Annotated in this window: 14 protein-coding genes and 1 pseudogene; 8 read left to right on the forward strand and 7 right to left on the reverse strand. The window is 58.8% G+C overall.

What is annotated here, in order from left to right; translation table 11 throughout:
• Positions 1 to 987: 987 nt before the first annotated feature.
• Both CT676_RS07355 and CT676_RS07360 read right to left on the reverse strand, forming a co-directional pair.
• Positions 988 to 1,248 (reverse strand): hypothetical protein, encoded by a 261-nt coding sequence (locus CT676_RS07355; protein ID WP_135214228.1) that lies wholly within the window; start codon positions 1,246 to 1,248, stop codon positions 988 to 990.
• Between the two features lie 182 nt (positions 1,249 to 1,430).
• Positions 1,431 to 2,153, reverse strand: a complete 723-nt coding sequence (locus CT676_RS07360) for an SGNH/GDSL hydrolase family protein (protein ID WP_244623091.1) — start codon at positions 2,151 to 2,153, stop codon at positions 1,431 to 1,433.
• Between the two features lie 185 nt (positions 2,154 to 2,338).
• Between CT676_RS07360 and CT676_RS07365 the strand changes: the two genes are divergently transcribed.
• The 5 genes from CT676_RS07365 (at position 2,339) to CT676_RS07390 (ending at position 8,289) form a co-directional block, all read left to right on the forward strand.
• Positions 2,339 to 3,571 carry a hypothetical protein gene (locus CT676_RS07365; RefSeq protein WP_135214229.1) on the forward strand — a complete coding sequence of 411 codons (1,233 nt, stop codon included), beginning with the start codon at positions 2,339 to 2,341 and terminating at the stop codon, positions 3,569 to 3,571.
• Positions 3,572 to 3,576: 5 nt separating this feature from the next.
• Positions 3,577 to 4,161 carry a protein-S-isoprenylcysteine O-methyltransferase gene (locus tag CT676_RS07370; protein ID WP_063981797.1) on the forward strand — a complete coding sequence of 195 codons (585 nt, stop codon included), beginning with the start codon at positions 3,577 to 3,579 and terminating at the stop codon, positions 4,159 to 4,161.
• Positions 4,162 to 4,656: 495 nt separating this feature from the next.
• Positions 4,657 to 5,346 carry a hypothetical protein gene (locus CT676_RS07380; RefSeq protein WP_063981798.1) on the forward strand — a complete coding sequence of 230 codons (690 nt, stop codon included), beginning with the start codon at positions 4,657 to 4,659 and terminating at the stop codon, positions 5,344 to 5,346.
• Between the two features lie 699 nt (positions 5,347 to 6,045).
• The gene (locus tag CT676_RS07385; RefSeq protein ID WP_071911343.1) at positions 6,046 to 6,453 is read left to right on the forward strand and encodes a Rap1a/Tai family immunity protein; all 408 of its coding nucleotides are present in this window, start codon (positions 6,046 to 6,048) and stop codon (positions 6,451 to 6,453) included.
• A gap of 216 nt (positions 6,454 to 6,669) precedes the next feature.
• Entirely contained in the window at positions 6,670 to 8,289 is a 1,620-nt protein-coding gene (locus tag CT676_RS07390) for a B12-binding domain-containing radical SAM protein (RefSeq protein ID WP_135214230.1), read from the forward strand.
• Here CT676_RS07390 and CT676_RS07395 read toward each other — a convergent pair.
• Both CT676_RS07395 and CT676_RS07405 read right to left on the reverse strand, forming a co-directional pair.
• A pseudogene (locus CT676_RS07395) lies at positions 8,269 to 9,185 on the reverse strand (lipid A biosynthesis lauroyl acyltransferase). The gene CT676_RS07390 and the pseudogene CT676_RS07395 sit on opposite strands and share 21 nt — an antisense overlap.
• A gap of 495 nt (positions 9,186 to 9,680) precedes the next feature.
• Positions 9,681 to 10,709, reverse strand: a complete 1,029-nt coding sequence (locus tag CT676_RS07405) for a hypothetical protein (protein ID WP_063981808.1) — start codon at positions 10,707 to 10,709, stop codon at positions 9,681 to 9,683.
• A gap of 373 nt (positions 10,710 to 11,082) precedes the next feature.
• Between CT676_RS07405 and CT676_RS07410 the strand changes: the two genes are divergently transcribed.
• Both CT676_RS07410 and CT676_RS07415 read left to right on the forward strand, forming a co-directional pair.
• The gene (locus CT676_RS07410; protein WP_135214231.1) at positions 11,083 to 11,649 is read left to right on the forward strand and encodes a hypothetical protein; all 567 of its coding nucleotides are present in this window, start codon (positions 11,083 to 11,085) and stop codon (positions 11,647 to 11,649) included.
• A gap of 117 nt (positions 11,650 to 11,766) precedes the next feature.
• Entirely contained in the window at positions 11,767 to 12,669 is a 903-nt protein-coding gene (locus CT676_RS07415) for a hypothetical protein (protein WP_135214232.1), read from the forward strand.
• A 120-nt stretch (positions 12,670 to 12,789) separates the two neighbouring features.
• On the opposite strand, the gene CT676_RS07420 is transcribed toward CT676_RS07415, so the two are convergent.
• Together CT676_RS07420 and CT676_RS07425 are read right to left on the reverse strand one after the other, a co-directional pair.
• On the reverse strand, positions 12,790 to 13,788 hold the full coding sequence (locus CT676_RS07420; RefSeq protein WP_244623092.1) for a hypothetical protein: 999 nt from the start codon (positions 13,786 to 13,788) through the stop codon (positions 12,790 to 12,792).
• Between the two features lie 212 nt (positions 13,789 to 14,000).
• Positions 14,001 to 14,879 (reverse strand): hypothetical protein, encoded by an 879-nt coding sequence (locus CT676_RS07425; RefSeq protein WP_167767970.1) that lies wholly within the window; start codon positions 14,877 to 14,879, stop codon positions 14,001 to 14,003.
• 135 nt (positions 14,880 to 15,014) lie between these two features.
• Between CT676_RS07425 and CT676_RS07430 the strand changes: the two genes are divergently transcribed.
• On the forward strand, positions 15,015 to 15,710 hold the full coding sequence (locus tag CT676_RS07430; RefSeq protein ID WP_244623093.1) for a hypothetical protein: 696 nt from the start codon (positions 15,015 to 15,017) through the stop codon (positions 15,708 to 15,710).
• A gap of 90 nt (positions 15,711 to 15,800) precedes the next feature.
• Here the strand turns inward: CT676_RS07430 and CT676_RS07435 are convergent, their stop codons facing one another.
• On the reverse strand, positions 15,801 to 17,390 hold the full coding sequence (locus tag CT676_RS07435) for a class I SAM-dependent methyltransferase (RefSeq protein WP_167767971.1): 1,590 nt from the start codon (positions 17,388 to 17,390) through the stop codon (positions 15,801 to 15,803).
• Positions 17,391 to 17,392 lie beyond the last annotated feature (2 nt).

Raw genomic sequence — 17,392 nt, forward strand, 5'->3', positions numbered from 1 at the left:
CGCCTCGGTCAATGTGCGAAATAATCCCACTAAGGCGTGTCGCGAGCGTTAGGGATCCCGGCGACTAAATAATCCGCTGCTCGATCCTCCCTTCGTCATCCCGCGCATCACCACCTGTTTCCTATCTCGCGGCGGCCGGAAAAAATCTGTTTTGCCATGCACCGCCGCGATGCATTGATCTTATTGAACTGTTCCCGATCAGCCTTTCTCACGAAGGGAGAGAGTGCCCCCCGCAGGAGCTAGGCCAGGGAAACCGTAAACTCGAAATGCCGTCTGGGGGAACGTAGGTAGGCGGCTTCGCCGAGTAAGGCATTTGGGCGGCCGGCTATTTCCACCGCGGTTCGTTCTGCAGCTCTTGGGATATCCTCTTTCGTTCGGCATCCAAGGCAGTCGATCGGGGTCGAGAATGGAAGGATCGCCATGTCCGTTTGCGATCGCATCCACCAGGCGCAAAGGCCATTTTCGAGCTCAGGGCTGAGATGGTCTCGCAAGGGAGAACTCGGATGCGCCGTCGGCGCGATATTGTCCTCGAACGGCCGGGGCAGCCAAGTTTGCGGCTATGGAAAGACGGAGAGCTACGTCAGGGTCAAGCTGATGACCACCGTGCCAATGGCAACAGCTCTAACGTCCTAGTACTCGCCGGACGCAAAGCATTCTGATTTCGTTAGTTTGGTGTAGTTGCTCAGCACTCGGGGGATCAATGGAGCCGAGAGTCTCGATACTAAACTTCGCTTCCAACTCTGACGCCATGCAGATGCAAATCTGCAAGCAAGCGTCCGTCGAAAAACCGCCTTGCTGCGCGCAACCGTTTCGGCACGCTGAGAGAAACTGCGGTCGCCATTCTGCAGCCGTGGCGATTGTTATAAAATTGACAGCAGCTATCGTCAGAGCAGGGAGAAATGCGGGCATTGCTTCGCTTCCCTTTTTTAGTTTTCTGAGGGGCCGCTCTAATTCGACTCCATCTTTTTCGGCTCTAGCAATATGTAGCTATTTGCGTAGTTGTCCCCTGAAGCGGAACCACAAATGACCGATCAGTGATAGGACTATGGCGGTCAGAATTATCGGGAGCCAGATCGACGTGGTTATGATGAACAAGGATATGATCACCACACGTCCAAAGACCGATTCGCTGACCGGATTCTTAAGACGAGCGAAATAGGCGTAGATAATAAAGATGGTGGCCGGCACCATCCACGCGGCGACAAGCACCAGTAACAGGTCAACAAGTTGGCTGGCATAATGGTGCATGAGCGCACCTCCTGACAGCGTCGGCGCGAATTGCTGTCACCGCTGCGAGAGATGCGGTGATTGTCGACGATAATTGGTCTTTGTTCGCGTTGGTGGGCATCTGCACGCTCGGCATCGCTGTCACGGCCGGTGCCCAAACTCTTGCGAGCCCGCAGCCTTCGATTCGCCTGAGCTAGGGCCTCTCAACGCGCGCTCGTTGAGATGGCTCGGGCAAGGGCTCGTCCAATGCAATCATAACCATCGGCGGTGTTGTGCAATCCGTCCCACGTTACAAGCTCGCTTTGCGCAACTCCGGCATTGATCGAGTTACGCATCAGCGCAAAACGAGAGAATAGGCCGACCCGTTCCTGCTTCGCGGCATCGGCGATGATGCCCTCCATCGTTGAGTAGCTAGCGGAAGCGAGCACCTGTGGCGCATATTGCAGATCCATCAGCACGACATCGGCAGACCCCGCCTTAAGTGCCCTTACCCCTTCAACAACGCTTCTTTTGAGCCCTTGGTCCGGCCGGCCACCCCAGGCGACGTCATTAGTACCTAATTGCCAGATAACGAGATCAGGCGTGTGCGCGAAAACGTCACGCTCGAACCGCGCGATGTTGTTCGGAATCGTATCGCCGACTCGACCGCTGTTGATGACCTCGATCGTTGCATTGGATCTAAGCCTCGAGAGTTCTCGGCGCATCACCTGCGGATATGTGGCCGCGGACCGAAGTACCCAGAGCCCCACCGTCGACGATGATCCGATCGCGACAATCTTTAGCGGCTCACCAGATCTCAAACGCGCCGCCGTGCGGGGCAATTGTGCGCCCAGCGAAACATCCAAATTTGCAGCAAGGCATCTCTCGCCAGATGATGCCCCGTCCTGCGCTTGAGAGGGCGCTGTGCTGGACAAACCGACAATCACGGCAGCACCGATCGACGCTATTGTTCGAGCGGTTCGGCTTACGCATGGTAGAACAAATCGACCCATGTTCCCCAATAACTGGTCGATTCTCTCTTGACAACCCTTGGCTTCAAACGTCTGTTTTTGATTGCAGGTCGATTGACGCGTGGGGAGCGAGCAGCACGTATGAGTCCGGGAATAAGGCAATGTCCGGCAAGCCTGTAGCGAAACGGTTGGTATTCCATATCGGCGGCTATGATCCAATCACGTCGCATGCCAGCGCGCAACGACGCTTTGTGCGCGAAATTGCGAGGTTCCAACGTACTTGGTCAGTGAAAGCGACCGTCGACGGTTCGCATGATTCCGCCGACCAGATACAATGGAACGTGACGACAATCGGCCCCGATTGGCTCGTCGAAACCGATTACCGTCTGGTCCGATGGCACGATGTAATTGAAGTTTTCGGGGGGCGAAGCATCGGCTCACGCATTTCCGTCGGCATTCTTGCGTTTCTGGATTTCGTTTTGACCGGCACTCTTTGGCGTTACTTGCAGACCAATTGGCGCTACGCACTTTTCTTTCTCTATCCATTCGTTACGTTCGGATTGCTCATCGCTGCCGCCTTTTTGATTGGCGTGGCTGCATTCAAGATCACTGGATCAATTCCCATTGCTACCGGTGGCGGCCTCTTCGGGCTCGCAGCCGTGTTGGCGGGTCCGTGGCGCTGGCTGCACCTGGGCGACTTGTTCGACGATTGGATTTTCTCTTGCGAGTACATTCGATTCGGTAATTCGGAGATAGAGCAGAGGCTGGACAGGTTGGCCGCCGAGCTCGTGGTTGCGGCGAGCAACTCTGCCGCAGACGAAATTGTGGTCGTAGGGCACAGCCTTGGCGCCGTACTAGCGGTTGATCTACTTGATCGCGCCTTGAAGCGGGACCCTGCGCTCGGTCGGAAAAAGATTCCCGTCACATTCTTGAGCGTTGGATCATCCATACTCAAGATCGGCCTGCACCCAAAGGCAGTGCGCTTTCGCAGGGCGGTGGAACGCGTCGCCGATTCCCGCGCGATCTTCTGGGGCGACTATCAGGCCCTCACGGACGCGTTGAATTTTTACAAATGCCGGCCGATGGCCGAAATGGGCTTGTCGACAGAAAACGAGGCGACCGTCAGGGTCGTGAAGATTAGTCGAATGCTTGACGACGACATGTATCAACGCATCCGCTTCAATTTCTTCCGCGTGCACTGCCAGTTCGTCAGTGGAAATGACAGGCGAACATCGTACGACTACTTCATGCTCACATGCGGACCTATTTCAGCCAAATCCCAGACGCTCGCCCCGGATGGCGCTGTGTCGATGATCGCTGACGACGGAGGCCTTGTTGCGGGCGCGCCGGTGTCGGAAAGCGAACTGCTGGGAAATCCGGGCGCGGCAGCCTGATTCAAATGACGCCCACCATTTCAAAAGTCATCTTCGTTGCGTTGGTGATCGGCTGGTACCTCATACGCTATAAGTACGCGCGGCGTTCCCGCCGTGCGAGGGTTGTGCGGAGCGCTCGCGGCCCCCTGGAAACTGCGCTCCTGCTCATATCTCTTTCGGGACTCGGACTTGTGCCGCTCGCCTACGTTGCGACAGGAATGCCTCGTTTCGCAGATCACAGTTTTTATCCCTGGTTGGCTTGGCTGGGGTCTTTCTTTGCGATTGCGGCTTTGGGCGTGTTTCACCTGACACACCGTGCACTCGGCCGGAATTGGTCGATAAGTCTCGACGTGCGGGAGAACCATGAGCTTGTGACGGAAGGGATTTACCGGAGAGTTCGACACCCGATGTATTCGGCATTTTGGCTGTGGGCCATCGCCCAGGCATTGCTGCTGCCGAATTGGATCGCCGGTTTCGCGGGCCTTGCCGGCTTCGGGATCTTGTTCTTTGGCCGCGTCGCAAGGGAAGAGCGAATGATGTTGCAGACGTTTGGCGACAGCTATCGCGATTATATGGCGCGGACCGGTCGGGTCTTCCCGTGGATACTCTGAGGTAGGTCCCGGCACGTCTCGACCTGTGGTACCCACGAGACTGATTTGGAACCAGATGCCTCAATTTGCGTGCCATTTCCGCAACATGCGGCAGAAAAAGCGGTCGGAACCGCGGACTCCCCGGTCTATTCGTTGGTGCCGTGGCGAGTGTCGGGTTATTTCTATGCGTGTCAGGTGAATCCAATCGTTCCGAACAATGGTGAGAACCGATGTTGAAATTCGTTGTCCTTGGAATCGCTTCTTTGGCTTTCGTGGGAACCGCAGCTGCTGCGGACCTGCCACGGCCTCAGCCGGTTGCCGTCGCGGCGCCGGTTGGCAAAGCTCCGATCGGCAAATATCCCGTGGGTAAGAGCCCCGTGGGCAAATACCCGGTCGCTGCCCCGGCTCCGTTGGTGACCAAGGGTTGATCTGACTATTCATTCGTACGCCAGCGGCGTTCGTTTGGGGTAGCAGATTACCTGTGGCATCGGATCTTGGATCCAAGAGGATTCGAAGATGGCGGGAGTGATTCGGAAATATCCGGGTCTGGGGCTTCTTGCAAAGGCCGCCATGCTGGCGGCCTTTGTAGGCTTGGGGGCCGGGATCAGTAGCGCGCAACCACTCGTGGCGCGTACCGACCAGCAGCAACGGGACGCTCTCCCCAGTTCGGCGATGAAGCATGCAGCGACCATGGCTGCTGCTACGCCGGCGATATCCGATGTAAAGCCAGCTCGAAGAGCTGCCGCCACGGGTCCCTACTACGTTGATTTTCGTGCCCGCACGGCGGCAACGTACGGTCATGCATTCGTCTGGTACGGAAAGACGGGCGAAAAGCAGGTCGAGGTCGCTGGTCTGGCTCCGGCCGGCGACGAGGTGCCCTATATCCTGGGACACATTATGTTTGTCCCTTCTGAGACGGGTGCGACCTACGGTGATCTTGACGAGCAATATCTGACGGCCAGCTATCGTGTCTATTTGTCTGAGGCAGACGCCAAGAAGGTCTTTGCTTATATCAAGCGCCAGCAGGAGTCTTCGCCGCTCTGGAATGCAGCAACGACAAACTGTACTGCCTTTATCGGCCGCATAGCGACGTTCATGGGCCTCAACGCTCCGTTTCATCTGCTAAAGCCTGAGGAATACGTCAACAAACTCAGAGAGCTGAACGGGGGACGAAAAACGGTGCAGCTTGAACCAGGTCGAGGCTAAAATCCTCGGATTGAGTTCATCCACTCTTCCTTGCGTCTGGATGGGTGTGAGGTCTTCAAGAAATTCAAGCGAGCTTGTTCTTTGAGGATGCGGTTCGATACGACCAACCTTCGTGCGCTGCCTCGCCTGGTTGATGAATAGGCCGCGAGATCATGGAACGTCCGTGGCGCTGCGCTGCAAGGCAGCTCCACCTCCGCTTGGTCGTGGCTAAGCTCTTGTTGGAAACCGTTCTGAGGGTGAAGTCCTCCTTGGCGTAGTTGAGGAAGGTTCGCAGAACTTGTCGTCGCAGACGAAGATCACCGCTTAGGCAATGGTTCTGCGTCGAGGCCGAGCATCGACATCAATCGACCAGTGCACGTCGCGTGCACGGCAGGATAATAGATGCTCTCCTCGCCGGATCGAGATCTGTACCATCAGCACGCTTGTCGCCGCCGATGTTGATTCGCGATCATGATCGCGGTGTAGCCGACCTTTGCGGCGGTCACGGCGCGTAAAGCTGCGTGTTGTCAAGTCGACAAGGGCTCTTTTAGCTTTGTGGAAATGGAAGAGGTGAGTTCACTTCGCTCCTATTCGAGCGCGGTGGATCAGACGCTTTTTTTGAGCTAAGCCGTCTGAGCCGCCTGGAACGGCGCGGGCGGCCGCTCTATTGCGGCATACTCAATGCCTGCAAGCTATCGCGCCGGTATTCGGGGGACGTGGATGCGGGTCCATATGATTGTTGCCGGCCTTATCCTAGCGATCATCGGGAAGGCCAGTGCCACGGTTGTCGATAAGGGAACCGACGCGCAAAAGTCTTGCGAGCTGCTTGTCAAGAACTCGCTTCGCAATCAGGACGAAGCTCGGTCCGCAGGCGCATGTGAGGGAATGATCGAGACCGCGATGCTCTTTTCACCAAATCTGCCCGCTGACGTGCGTGCATGCCCCCCCGCGCAAGGCAGCCCTTTGCAAAGTGCGAAGGTTTTTCTGCAGTATCTTGATAACAATCCGGATCGAGTGAATGAACCGGGGATCACCGTCGCGATCGAAGCATTCAGGGATGCTTGGCCCTGCCGTGGGGACGGTGCCGGAACTGGACCGAAAAAGCGTGCCCCAAAAAAATCCAATTAGAACGCGTATCTGCTGATACTAATACGAGCCTTACGGTCCGCGATGTTCGCGTCCGACCTGATTGATTCGCAATGCACTACTGCCGAGGTGCGCGAGCTGAACCGCAGTGCTCACCTCCATAACCAGCACTCAAACGCCTTATCGACGAGCGAAGCGACCCCTTGAGCCCCGATCAACAGCGGGGCATTGTGCCATCAACGCCCGGGCTGGAACAGCATGACAATCCCCTGCCGCGTCCTGATGATCTATCCGAAGTTCGTTCCGAATTCGTTTTGGAACTATGCGGAGGCCTGCGAACTCGTCGGCGCGAAGTATCCAACGGCGCCACTCGGCCTGATCACCGTCGCCGCTATGTTGCCGAAGCATTGGGACATCCGGCTCGTCAACCGCAATACCGAGGCGTTGACAGATGCGGACCTCGACTGGGCCGATCTTGTGATGATCGGCGGTATGCTCAACCAGCAGCCTGATGCCATCTATCTGATCGATCTCGCCCACCTGCGCGGCAAGCCGGTATGTGTTGGTGGGCCGGACGTCTCCTCCAGCCCGCATCTTTACGCGGACGCGGACTTCCAGGTGATCGGCGAGGCCGAGCAGGTCATCGAGCAGTTCATCGCCGCCTGGGAAAGCGGCGAACGCAAGGGCGTGTTCATCGCCGAGAAATTCACGATAGATGTCACGCTGAGCCCCATGCCTCGCTACGATCTGCTCAACTTCGATCACTATCTATACATCGGCTTGCAGTATTCGCGTGGCTGCCCGTTCACCTGCGAGTTCTGCGATATTATCGAGCTATATGGTCGCGTGCCGCGTACCAAGACCAACGATCAGATTCTCGCAGAGTTGCAGGCGCTCTACGATCACGGTTATCGCGGGCATGTCGATTTCGTCGACGACAATTTCATCGGCAACAAGAAGAACCTCCGCACCCTGATGCCGCGGCTCAAAGCCTGGCTGGAGGAGCACGACTATCCATTCGAGTTCTCAACCGAAGCCTCGATCAACATCGCGGACGACAGCGAGTTGTTGCAGGCAATGAAGGATGCGAACTTCTTCGCGATCTTCGTCGGCATCGAGAGCCCGGATCCCGAGACGCTCGTGCAGATGAAGAAGAAGCAGAACACCAGGCGCAACATCGCCGAGTGCATTCACAAGATTTACGGCTACGGCATGTTCGTCACCGCTGGCTTCATCGTCGGGTTCGATAGCGAAAAGGCCTCGATAGGACAGGCGATGGCCGACCTCATCGAGGAGGCGAGCATTCCAGTCTCCATCGTTGGACTGCTTTATGCGCTGCCTGGGACACAGCTTACACGGCGGTTGGCCGCGGAAGGCCGCTTGCACCAGGGCCATGACCTCATGAATGTCGAGCAGACGGGCGATCAGTGCACGCTCGGATGCAATTTCGATACTAAGCGTCCGCTTCGTGACATCCTTGCCGATTACAAGGCTGTGCTCGGGCACGTCTACAGTCCGGCAGCATATGCAGGACGGCTGTCGCGTCTCGCCGCCATGCTCGACCGGTCCGACCGACGCCGCGACCTGCCGGATGGCGACGTGCGCAAGAGGCTTGGCGGCATCGACAGCGTACACAAGATCATGCGGGCCCTGCCGAAGGTTCGCGAGCCGTTCTGGAAGACCTTCGTCGAAGTCGCGGAGACCAATCCGGGCGCGCTACGGTACATCGTGATGCTGATGGCGTTGTACATGCACCTCGGGCCGTTCTCGGAACGCGTGATCGGCGAGATTGACCGCCGCATTGCCGAGCTGGACCATGTACCTCCACTAAGAAGGGCTACCGCAGTCAGTCAAGTGCTACCTCCAGCGACGGTGTAGCCACAGCCACTGATCGGGATATTCGCGGATCCAGCCCTCGATGACCGATGTGACCGCCTGCATCGTTCCCTGAATGGCATTTGTCCGGCGGCATCGCGGACCGGCTTCACTTCTTCAGACAGTTCGCCACGAAAGCGCTGTCCGGGCAGACGGATGACGCGCACACCATGAATCGGGCACTCAATCTGCCGCAGCAGTCGCGCAAGCATCGGATTGGCCCTGGTCTTGCGGCCGAAGAAAGTAACCTCGACGCCGTTGGTCAGATACTGGTCGACCAGCATTCCAACGTGCTGGCCACTTTTAAGGGCCTCGGCAAGTCTTAGGGGCGCATCACGACCCGCGGGAATGAGCGTGCCCATTTTCACGGCGCGCATATCCTGGATGATGCGGTCGGCGGACGCGATGTTGGGTCGGCGATACAGGATCGCAGTATCCGACCCGTGCGCGACGGCTGCCAGGGCCGGAAGTTCCCAGTTAGCGAGATGACTCGCAAAGATCAGCGCCGGTTTGCCGTCGAGCCGCAGCTGCGTAAACAATTCATATGAGCGCCTGTCGATTTCGATGCAGCTAGCTTTGGGCCGTGCGGGATCATAGTTCCAGATGTGATCAAGATGCGCGAATTCGGCGCCGACTCGACCGAGATTGTCCCAGACGCCTGCGAGAATGGTCTCGATCTCTGCAGGCGATTTTTCCGGAAATGCGGCGGTTAGATTGGCTCGACCGATCTTTTGCTCCCGCATCATGGGCCCGATTGAGCGAGTGATCCGAGCGAATAAGTTGGCGGTCTTGGTTGGATCGAAATGGCGAGCGGCACGCAGTATTCCGATCGTCAACGCGCCCACCGCCGCTTGGCCCAGGGGCTTGGTCACGTCGCGAAGTTGGAGCCTGGTCCGCATTGCAACGACAACCTTGGCTTACAATTTCGGCTTCCACGGGCTTCAGCGCGCATCATCATGCCACCGATACGCGATGCGATCAAAGACACCGACGAGTTGCGCAGGGCGCGCCTCTCGAGTTCGCCTGCAACGGAGGATGAATCGTGCGGGTTCGATCGAGTGCTTCGCGCGTAACAATGAGCGTACCCAGGCGTGGGGTGCAGTCCAATCGCGACATCAGCTCCGAAGCCGATTGAGACGTGAGCAGCCGAAGCGATACTTCGGAGCTCGGGTCCTCGCTAGTTCTCAAGCCAGACACTCATGCCCGGCTCAAGGTCTGTCGAATCTCCCTTGGGATCGAGGCGTAAGCGCAGCGTATTGCGGTCATGATGGCCGATGACACGCTCTGCCTGCCAGGTGGCAAAGTAAGCGTTTCGGGGCCGTCGGGGCAGCTTTTGACCCAAGGCGACATTCAACGTCTGGAGTGATTTCCAGCTTCTGTCTGATCTTCGGATGCTAGCCGGGGAAGTCGCGGAACTCCTTGACGAGATTGAACGGGATTTTCCACCCGGCGCCTCCCCCGCGCATCAGCATCTTGATGTCTTCCGCCCTGTTTTCTTTTCCGGTTTTCGGATCGGTCTCCAGCGTGTGGCCTTGGCTGTCCCAAGGTTTGCTCGCGCTCTTCGAGTAGTAGCCGAGAAAATGGCCGGATTCATGGGCAGACGTGTTAGGCCCGCGTTGCGAGCTGATGAAGGCAAGGTCCAGCCCGCGAGCAAACGAGCCATTGGCGAGGCCGCCATTGGACCAAACCTTATCGACGCAGAAAATGGTTAGATGGGCGCCCTGAACTTTGTGTTTGACGAAGATGCCCTTCAGTTTTTCGACGTCGATCACATCGGGAAAGGTCGCCAGGCTCGCATCCTTCATGCCAGTCGCATTGGCGATCTCCTGTTTGATGGCAGCCTGCGAGTCGTCGATGACCAGCCAGTCGCTTGGCACCCGCTCGAAGCGGATGTTGGCCTGCGGCCTCCATATATTGTTCATCGTCAGCAATTCGTCTTGCTCGTTGCAGGGCTTCTTGGCGTGAAACGCCGGAGCGCCGCCACTCCCCGGAACCATGACATTGCGGAACGCCACCTTGATCTTGATTTCCGGTAGCACCACGACATAGAGCTTGGCTTCGATCTTCCGGCCGGCCGAACGGGCCACCACCTCCAGGCCGGGAAAACCAATCGGCTTAATCCGGCCATTGATCTCGAAAAACCGTGCATCGCCATTGAAGGTGGCGGGAAGTGACGCCGCCCTGAGCTGCGGATCGATATCGGGTTTGGAGAAGGTTTCTCTGGCCTGCATGACGCGTCTAAGGGTATCGGCGCCATCGATCTCCTTGATCCCGAGGGCATGGGCGTTAGGATCGACTTTGAGCTTTCTTCCGGGATCGATCAGCGCCACGATGTTGGAGCCGCCGAACGGCACCACCATGCCCGGCGGGCTGCGGCGCTCATCGATGCCGGAGCGGCGGAAAACCTCTTGAAAGGCGGCCATGTCTGGTTCTCCTGTCTTAGTTCGGTCCGTCAACGCGAAATCTTGCGCGCGGAAATGAGAGCCTCCTTCGGCGGCGGGAAAACAATCTGGCCGGTCCCCGCGGCGAGATGAAGAAAATTTCGGCGGCGAAGTTTCATGGCCAGTCCCTCCGCAACAATTTGGCACGGACGGCAATAGGCGTAGCCTACTCCGCTTTTCGGAGAGCGCGGAAGGCCAATCAATGTCCGCTAATGGCCCTGTTGAGGGCGCCCGCACCTCGCCTTTGAACTTCCCCGACCGCTCACGTCACTACTAGTCATAGCCGTGGTGGGAGCCGACGCTCCCTCCAGTGCTTAGCTTTGGGCAGGCCACGCCAGCAACGGGAGAAATTGCCATGGGACGCGCGCCGCAGCCACTGCCGCAATACACGCCGCCGGGTCCGGTGGAACAGATGCCGAATATGGCGACGCAACCGCAGTGCTCGCCGCTTGCCAAGGTTCACAGCGCCGCCGTCTTTCCCTACGTGGCCAATGAAGTCGCGACGTCCCGCACCGAGGTCGGCCATCTCGGTGTGGACGTCAGTCTGGTCCCGCCGGCCGGCATCTGCCAATATCTCATCATCTGGGATTTCGGCGTCGACTGGCGGCATCTCAAGAACATCGCCAAGCGCGATCCGCTGTTGGCAGCGCAGCTCATCCGATTCGAGACCGACAAGTCGTTGCAGTTCCAGATCGTCGGATACAGCGACAGCACCGGCGGCGAACGGAACAACAGCTTCCTGCGCACGGGCCGGGCCAAGAACGTCTTTCACCTGTTCGGCCCAAGCGCCCGCTCGCGCGTTTTCTCCGTCAAGCCCGCTTCACTCTACGAGTATCTGAAGGACAACACGACCGTGATGAACAGGGCCGCCAATCGCGCTGTGGTCGTCGAAATCTTCGGCGGCGGCGGCGTGACGATCTAGCCACCTTCCACAACGCGAACGGAGGGGCGGGCGGCTCCTATTAGTGCAGTACAGCGTTTCAGCGCTTGCGGGGCCTGGCCGGACCACTATTGCTCGACCACGCAAGGGAGGTAGGTCATGCCACTGACCGAAGGCGACGTCCTGGACACACTCAGTGACTCGGTAGCGCTTGGCATCGAGTTCTACGTCGACAAGATCCATATCAAGGGCGAATACTTGACGACAGTTCGCGATCACATTCGTGCCGGCAATATATTGGTGAAGGGCGGCACTCAGGATCTCGCCTTCTACGATCAGGTTACGGATGTTCTGTTGACGCAGAAGAAGCCGCCGCCCGCAAATGATAGCGATCGGGCGCTGCTCCTGCATGAGTGCGTCCACGCCATGATCGACGTCTATGATCCTGACGGCGCTGTTACGCGCCACATGGGCGAACTGGCGGCCTACCTCACTCAAACCACATATAGCGTTCGCAAGAATCCGTCGTCTAACCGCAACGGCACCGCCCCCTGGGACAAATTCTGGGGCGACCTCTACGCCACGGTGCGCGCCAATAAGCTCGACACCAGCGCGGGCAACGGCGTCCGGATCCCGTCGGCGACGCTCGAAAATCTGCGCCGGCAACTCGCAGCGCTGCCTTTTGTGAACTATGGAGATTTCACAAAAGAAGCGACGGGCGTATCGGATGGGCTGACCCGCAGGAACTTATTTCTGTCGAGCGATGAACCTGTGTCCATGCGATCATCGAGCGTTTCCCACGAAACTTATGTTGATCCGAGCGACGACTATTTGGTGCGCACCCTGATGGAGGCCTACGCGAGCACCGATGTTAAAGGGTATGGCAGCCGACTGCGCCGGCTACGTCGTGATTTTCTCTATTGCTCGCTGTCTCGCGCCCATGAGCTCGGGAAGAGGTTTTCGGTGCGGAAGCGTGGAGACCGGCTCTCCGAACTGTTTCACGATCGCCTGTCGCATGGCGGCCGCGCAATTCTTCTCCGTGTGCTTGCGCTGCGAAGCTGACCAGCACGCAAGTCGGAAAAATACTTTTGAGAGGAAGAATGCGCGACCCCACCGCGTCGAATGCTCGGCGTGTCGGTGCTTCAGTTAAGTAGACTCCCGACCACTCCCTTGCAGTGGGTTCTAGTCCAGGTGCCTTGCGCGCAGATCTTGAAGGTCCTTTTTCAATGCCGCAAGATCCAGCCCGCGAGGAAAAGTGAGGCGTCCAGAGCGGATCACGAGCCGGACGTACGGATAGCGCTCCTCGGCAAGCATCGGAGAACTGATTTTGTATTTGTGCCAATCTTCAACGATGTGTGCCTGTTGCTCGACGTTGTATGAGTCCCAGGAATCGCCCGGCGTGTACTCGTAGCCGGAACCGATTGTCTGCGCCCAGAAGGAGCGCGCCATCGTCCAGTTTGAATCGTTGAACGCCTGCCACACATGGGTCATTTCGTGCACGAAGAGGTCGCAAATGCGGCCGAAGTCGTCGCACAAGAGACCGAAGGTGGGGCTGGGCGATGCCAGGTTACTGAACGCGACACTGCCAAGATTGATGGCATACCGCATGCTCGGCACCATGGGATTGCTTCCCCTGAAGAAGGGTCCATCGTTCGTCCACGGTCTTCCGCCTGCTCCGAGGCCATTGGTAATCGCAATCGTCTCCCACGGTGGCAGCGTCGGGCCAAAAACGTTGCGCGCGAAATCCCGTTCGCTCACGTCCAGCACGCGCGCGAAGTCGGGTCGGCTTCCTTCACATTCCAGCGGGGTCGGAGCCGCTGGGGTGGGCGCAACCGGTGGAGTGGGCGCAATCGGCGGGGGAGGCGGCGTACCTGGCGGCAGATAGATGAATCCCCCTCGCCATCCACCTCTCCCGCCGGTCGTACCCGAGGAAAACGCAAAATTCTGGCGGTCGGGCGACATCGCGCGGCAGCCTACATACTCGGCCAGGTACCAGTTCACCTGCCGTGTGGCTTGTTGGAAATCGCGCTGCTTGACGAGCTTGATGCCCGGAAAATTGAACTCGATGAGGTCCCAGGGGTCGATGCCGATCCGCTTGGCGAGGGATATCCAGGTCTCGCCTGCCATCACCGCATGCCGGATTCCCGCGGGCGGTACATAGCTTTCGACGACAGGCCTCAAGGGCCTTTCCTGGTTCGGCAATGAAAGGCCTCCCCTGCTGATTCCTGCGGAACTACGCGTTCTCGCCGCCAATACTTATTCGTCGCCGCTACCTCGAGGCGGTTCGATGGTTCCATTCATTCGGTCCGCGAACTGGTCGTGGCAAATCGAAGAGCCTCATTCGTAGGTTGGAGGCGTAGACACGGAGCAATGTCGAACGAGCGATATCCGCTTTAGCGCCGGCCTTTTGACTTCGAGCCGAGCAGGTCATGCGTGCCGCTGATGGTCACGGTTCCGGAGCACTCGAAACCGCCGAAAAGTCCGCAGGAGCCCGTGACCGTAACGCGCAAGTCTTTGCGCTGGTACATGTCGACCGAAATGCCCACGCGCGAAAAGTCGTTCGCGCTGTTCGGCAGGATCAGATCGATGTGCTCTGCGGCCCATTGCGGTATATGCTTGTTGCTCTTCCAGAACAGCTCATTGCCGGCGTGATGCACGAAGTTCGGCCCGACCGTTAGGGCGCCGTCCACGCCTTCGAATACGAAGCCTGTTTCGTCGACGTGCACGTTCACCCGATCAGGTGCCACGGCGAAATGCAACGAGGTGATGTCCTGGGGCTGCGGGTCCTTGCCGAATTGCGAGCTGTAGGCATCGCTCCATTGTCCGCGGTCGCGCCCGAGCCCGAAGCCGTGGCGGCCCGGGAGATCTTGCGTTGAGAGCGGCCTGTCGGACAGCTTTGGGCGCCAGACCTCCCGAAACCCCTTGCCGATCGTTGCCGCCATCGACAGATCGAGGGCCCAATGCGACGCTTTCTCCGGGCTTTGCCCTTCGGCGAAGGCGTCGAATCCGTCCGTCGTCTTGGCAATGCGCAGCTTCTTGATCAGCTCTTCCCAGTCCTTGGGCAGGAAGGTGACGCCGTCGAGCGTGGTCGTCGCGGCAGCGACACCATACTTCTCGAGCTGGTGTCGGATGTAGGGCTTCTCGTCATAAAGGCGCACATCCGGGTTGGGGCCGGCAAAATAATTCTTCAAATCGATCTGCGGCCGCAGCATGGTCAGTCGTGCCGCGATCTTCCGGTAAGTGTCGGTCGTCGTCGGATCGGTCGTCGTCATGGGGCGCACTCCGAGGCAATCCTCGCCCCAAATTGGTCTCGCCCGGACGGGTTCGGGTTCAATGCCGGCTCGTTCGACCAAGCTGCCGCCCGGCCCAGGTTATTCGAATTCCTATCGCGCCGGTGCAATGACTGTTTGAACCTGCTGATCGGAAACGGCGACCACCAACCGTGGGGTAGTGCGAACAACGAGGACGATCAAATGTCACTGCGGAGCAGGGTATTGGACGTACTCAATGGCCCGGCGGTCGCACGCATGCGCTTCCGGTTTCCGATCCGCGGCAGCCATGTGACGATTGCGCCGCAAACGTTCCATCACGTCGCCCGCGCGATCCGGTTGGGGCAGGTCACCGTCAGACCTCCGACGGATCTCGCGGCAGGCGTTGCTGCACAATACAACGATGTCGCGAGAACCAGGGCGGACGGCACAGCGGTTGCGGCGAACACGCTGGAGGTCGTGTCGGCAGCGGGGCGGATGGACGAGGCCTATATCGTCCATGAGAGCCTGCATGCAGCCTACGATCTGTTGCGTACCGGCCTTGACGCCAATGCCGAAGAGGCGTCCGCGTATGTCTGCACGGCGCTCTATTGCCGCATGACTGGCCTCCCGCGACCACGCTGGGCCAACGGCCCGATTTACGCCAATGCCGCTGAGGTCGCCAAAACGTTGCTGTCGCAATACCAAAAGGGTGATCCTGGAATTCCCTGGGTTGGCGAGAGTGAATGGCGGACGCTGCGCGCCGGTGTAGGTTTTCATCCGGTCTATACCAGCGGACCCGCGGGTATTCTCACTGGATGGCTGCTTGGCCAACAGTACACCCACGATGGTTGAGTGCTGGGGGCCGCGTCCGCTTCAGGAATTGGCAGAGCTTCGGGCTCCTGTCCGCCACTCCCCCCACAGTGGCCGATGCACTTGAGCGCGTCACGCGACCAGCAGGCCCAGCTTGCCGACCATCGCAAGCGAGCGCTGAACGCTTTCTCGTGTTGACAGCAATAACGGCTCGGCAGGCTGCCCGGCACTATCCTTCTGGTCTATCCGGATGGTCGGGCCGAATTTTTCGGTCATTTCGGCCGTGATCTGGTCGATGGTCCGCGCACCGTCGAGCAATTGCAGGAAATCCCTGGTCCGGTCGTCCTCCAACTGCACCGTTTGGTGGAGGAGGTTGGTGACGAGCGGACCTGTCTGCGCTTGTCTTCGCGCGAGCAGGCTCGCCTGCGGCGGATGCTCGGTAGCTTCCTTCAACAAAAAGGGACGCGACAGCAGGAACGAAACCTCGCCGCTGCAAGCCAGGATGAACATCGCCTCCGTCAACACCTTTTGGTCATCATCCGCCCGCCGATCGCCCAGCAGCGCGCGGGCCCCATCGAGCAGCTCGTCGAATGATAATGCTCGCGGCCAGGCCCGGCCCAGACATAGATGCGCGGCCTTCAATAGCGGATTGGTTACCGTGACCCTGCTGCCGTCCTGGTTCTCGAATTCCATCGCGGAATCGTCGGTCACGCAGGCGTCGGGGTCGACCGGGTTGGTCGTGCTCAGCAAATGGAACCGGGTGACGAAATCGAGGTCGACCTGGCGGGATAGCGAAATGCTGTCGTGGCAGAGCAAGGTGCGCCGAAAGCCGTTGCCGTCGATGAAGTCCTGATATTGATCGCGCGCCATGAACTCGCTTTCCGGGAAGCGCTGCAGCGTCGCGCGAACCTCCTCGGAATAGCCGGCAAGATAGCGTCGTGAAAAATCAGCATCGCCCAGATATTGCAGGCCATGGCGGCTTGCGTCCTCGGCGACCTCATGCAGCAGGAACGCCTCGGCACCATCATCGAGATCGTCGTGAAACAGAAGCTCGTCGGGGGACTTGAGGACGCGGTTGTACTGGTCGCGCATAACTGCGCCGTGCACCGAGTTGGCCTTCGAGCCGTCGCTCAGGAACTTCAGGATCGCGCGGGCCTGTCCGACCTTCTCCTTCATGCCGGTGAGACGGCGGGTGTGATACCGCATCATGTCGCGGACCATGTCGCGAAGATGCGAGAACGGGTGCGCATTGTAGCTGACGTAGCAGACCCCGCGGGGAGCCAGGTTCTGCTTGAAGATCATCATCATCTTCTCGCGCACCGCCGGCGGCACCCAGGAATACACGCCGTGTGCGATGATGTAGTCGAACTCCCCGAAGCCTGCGTCGACATTCATGATGTCGCAATGGAGAAGCTTGATGTTGCTCAGGCCCAATGTGGCGATGTTTCGCTGGCCGCGCTCGATCGTCACGCCGCTCAGGTCGACACCGACGAATTCGCTGATTGGATATTGAAAGGCCATCGGCAACAGGTTGCCGCCAACGCCGCAGCCAAGCTCCAGCACCCGGCAACGCTCGACCGGCGCTGACTGCATGCCGTAAACGGCAGCAATGGTAGCAAGATGGTTCGGATGAGTGAGCCCGTAGACGTGGCCGGGGTAGTAGACCTCGTCGTATGGCGTGGGACCGGCGTTCGGGTGGCGATGCTCGGTTTGAATGTTCATCG

The sequence above is a fragment of the Bradyrhizobium sp. MOS001 genome (assembly GCF_004634465.1).
Classification (GTDB): Bacteria; Pseudomonadota; Alphaproteobacteria; order Rhizobiales; family Xanthobacteraceae; genus Bradyrhizobium; species Bradyrhizobium barranii.

Bases quoted from the DNA above. Each gene is read 5' to 3' on its own strand.
- CT676_RS07425 (WP_167767970.1), bottom strand. From the start codon at position 14,879: ATGACGACGACCGATCCGACGACGACCGACACTTACCGGAAGATCGCG.
- CT676_RS07435 (WP_167767971.1), bottom strand. From the start codon at position 17,390: ATGAACATTCAAACCGAGCATCGCCACCCGAACGCCGGTCCCACGCCA.
- CT676_RS07415 (WP_135214232.1), top strand. From the start codon at position 11,767: ATGCCACTGACCGAAGGCGACGTCCTGGACACACTCAGTGACTCGGTA.
- CT676_RS07390 (WP_135214230.1), top strand. From the start codon at position 6,670: ATGACAATCCCCTGCCGCGTCCTGATGATCTATCCGAAGTTCGTTCCG.
- CT676_RS07380 (WP_063981798.1), top strand. From the start codon at position 4,657: ATGGCGGGAGTGATTCGGAAATATCCGGGTCTGGGGCTTCTTGCAAAG.
- CT676_RS07405 (WP_063981808.1), bottom strand. From the start codon at position 10,709: ATGGCCGCCTTTCAAGAGGTTTTCCGCCGCTCCGGCATCGATGAGCGC.
- CT676_RS07355 (WP_135214228.1), bottom strand. From the start codon at position 1,248: ATGCACCATTATGCCAGCCAACTTGTTGACCTGTTACTGGTGCTTGTC.
- CT676_RS07365 (WP_135214229.1), top strand. From the start codon at position 2,339: ATGTCCGGCAAGCCTGTAGCGAAACGGTTGGTATTCCATATCGGCGGC.
- CT676_RS07410 (WP_135214231.1), top strand. From the start codon at position 11,083: ATGGGACGCGCGCCGCAGCCACTGCCGCAATACACGCCGCCGGGTCCG.
- CT676_RS07385 (WP_071911343.1), top strand. From the start codon at position 6,046: ATGCGGGTCCATATGATTGTTGCCGGCCTTATCCTAGCGATCATCGGG.
- CT676_RS07370 (WP_063981797.1), top strand. From the start codon at position 3,577: ATGACGCCCACCATTTCAAAAGTCATCTTCGTTGCGTTGGTGATCGGC.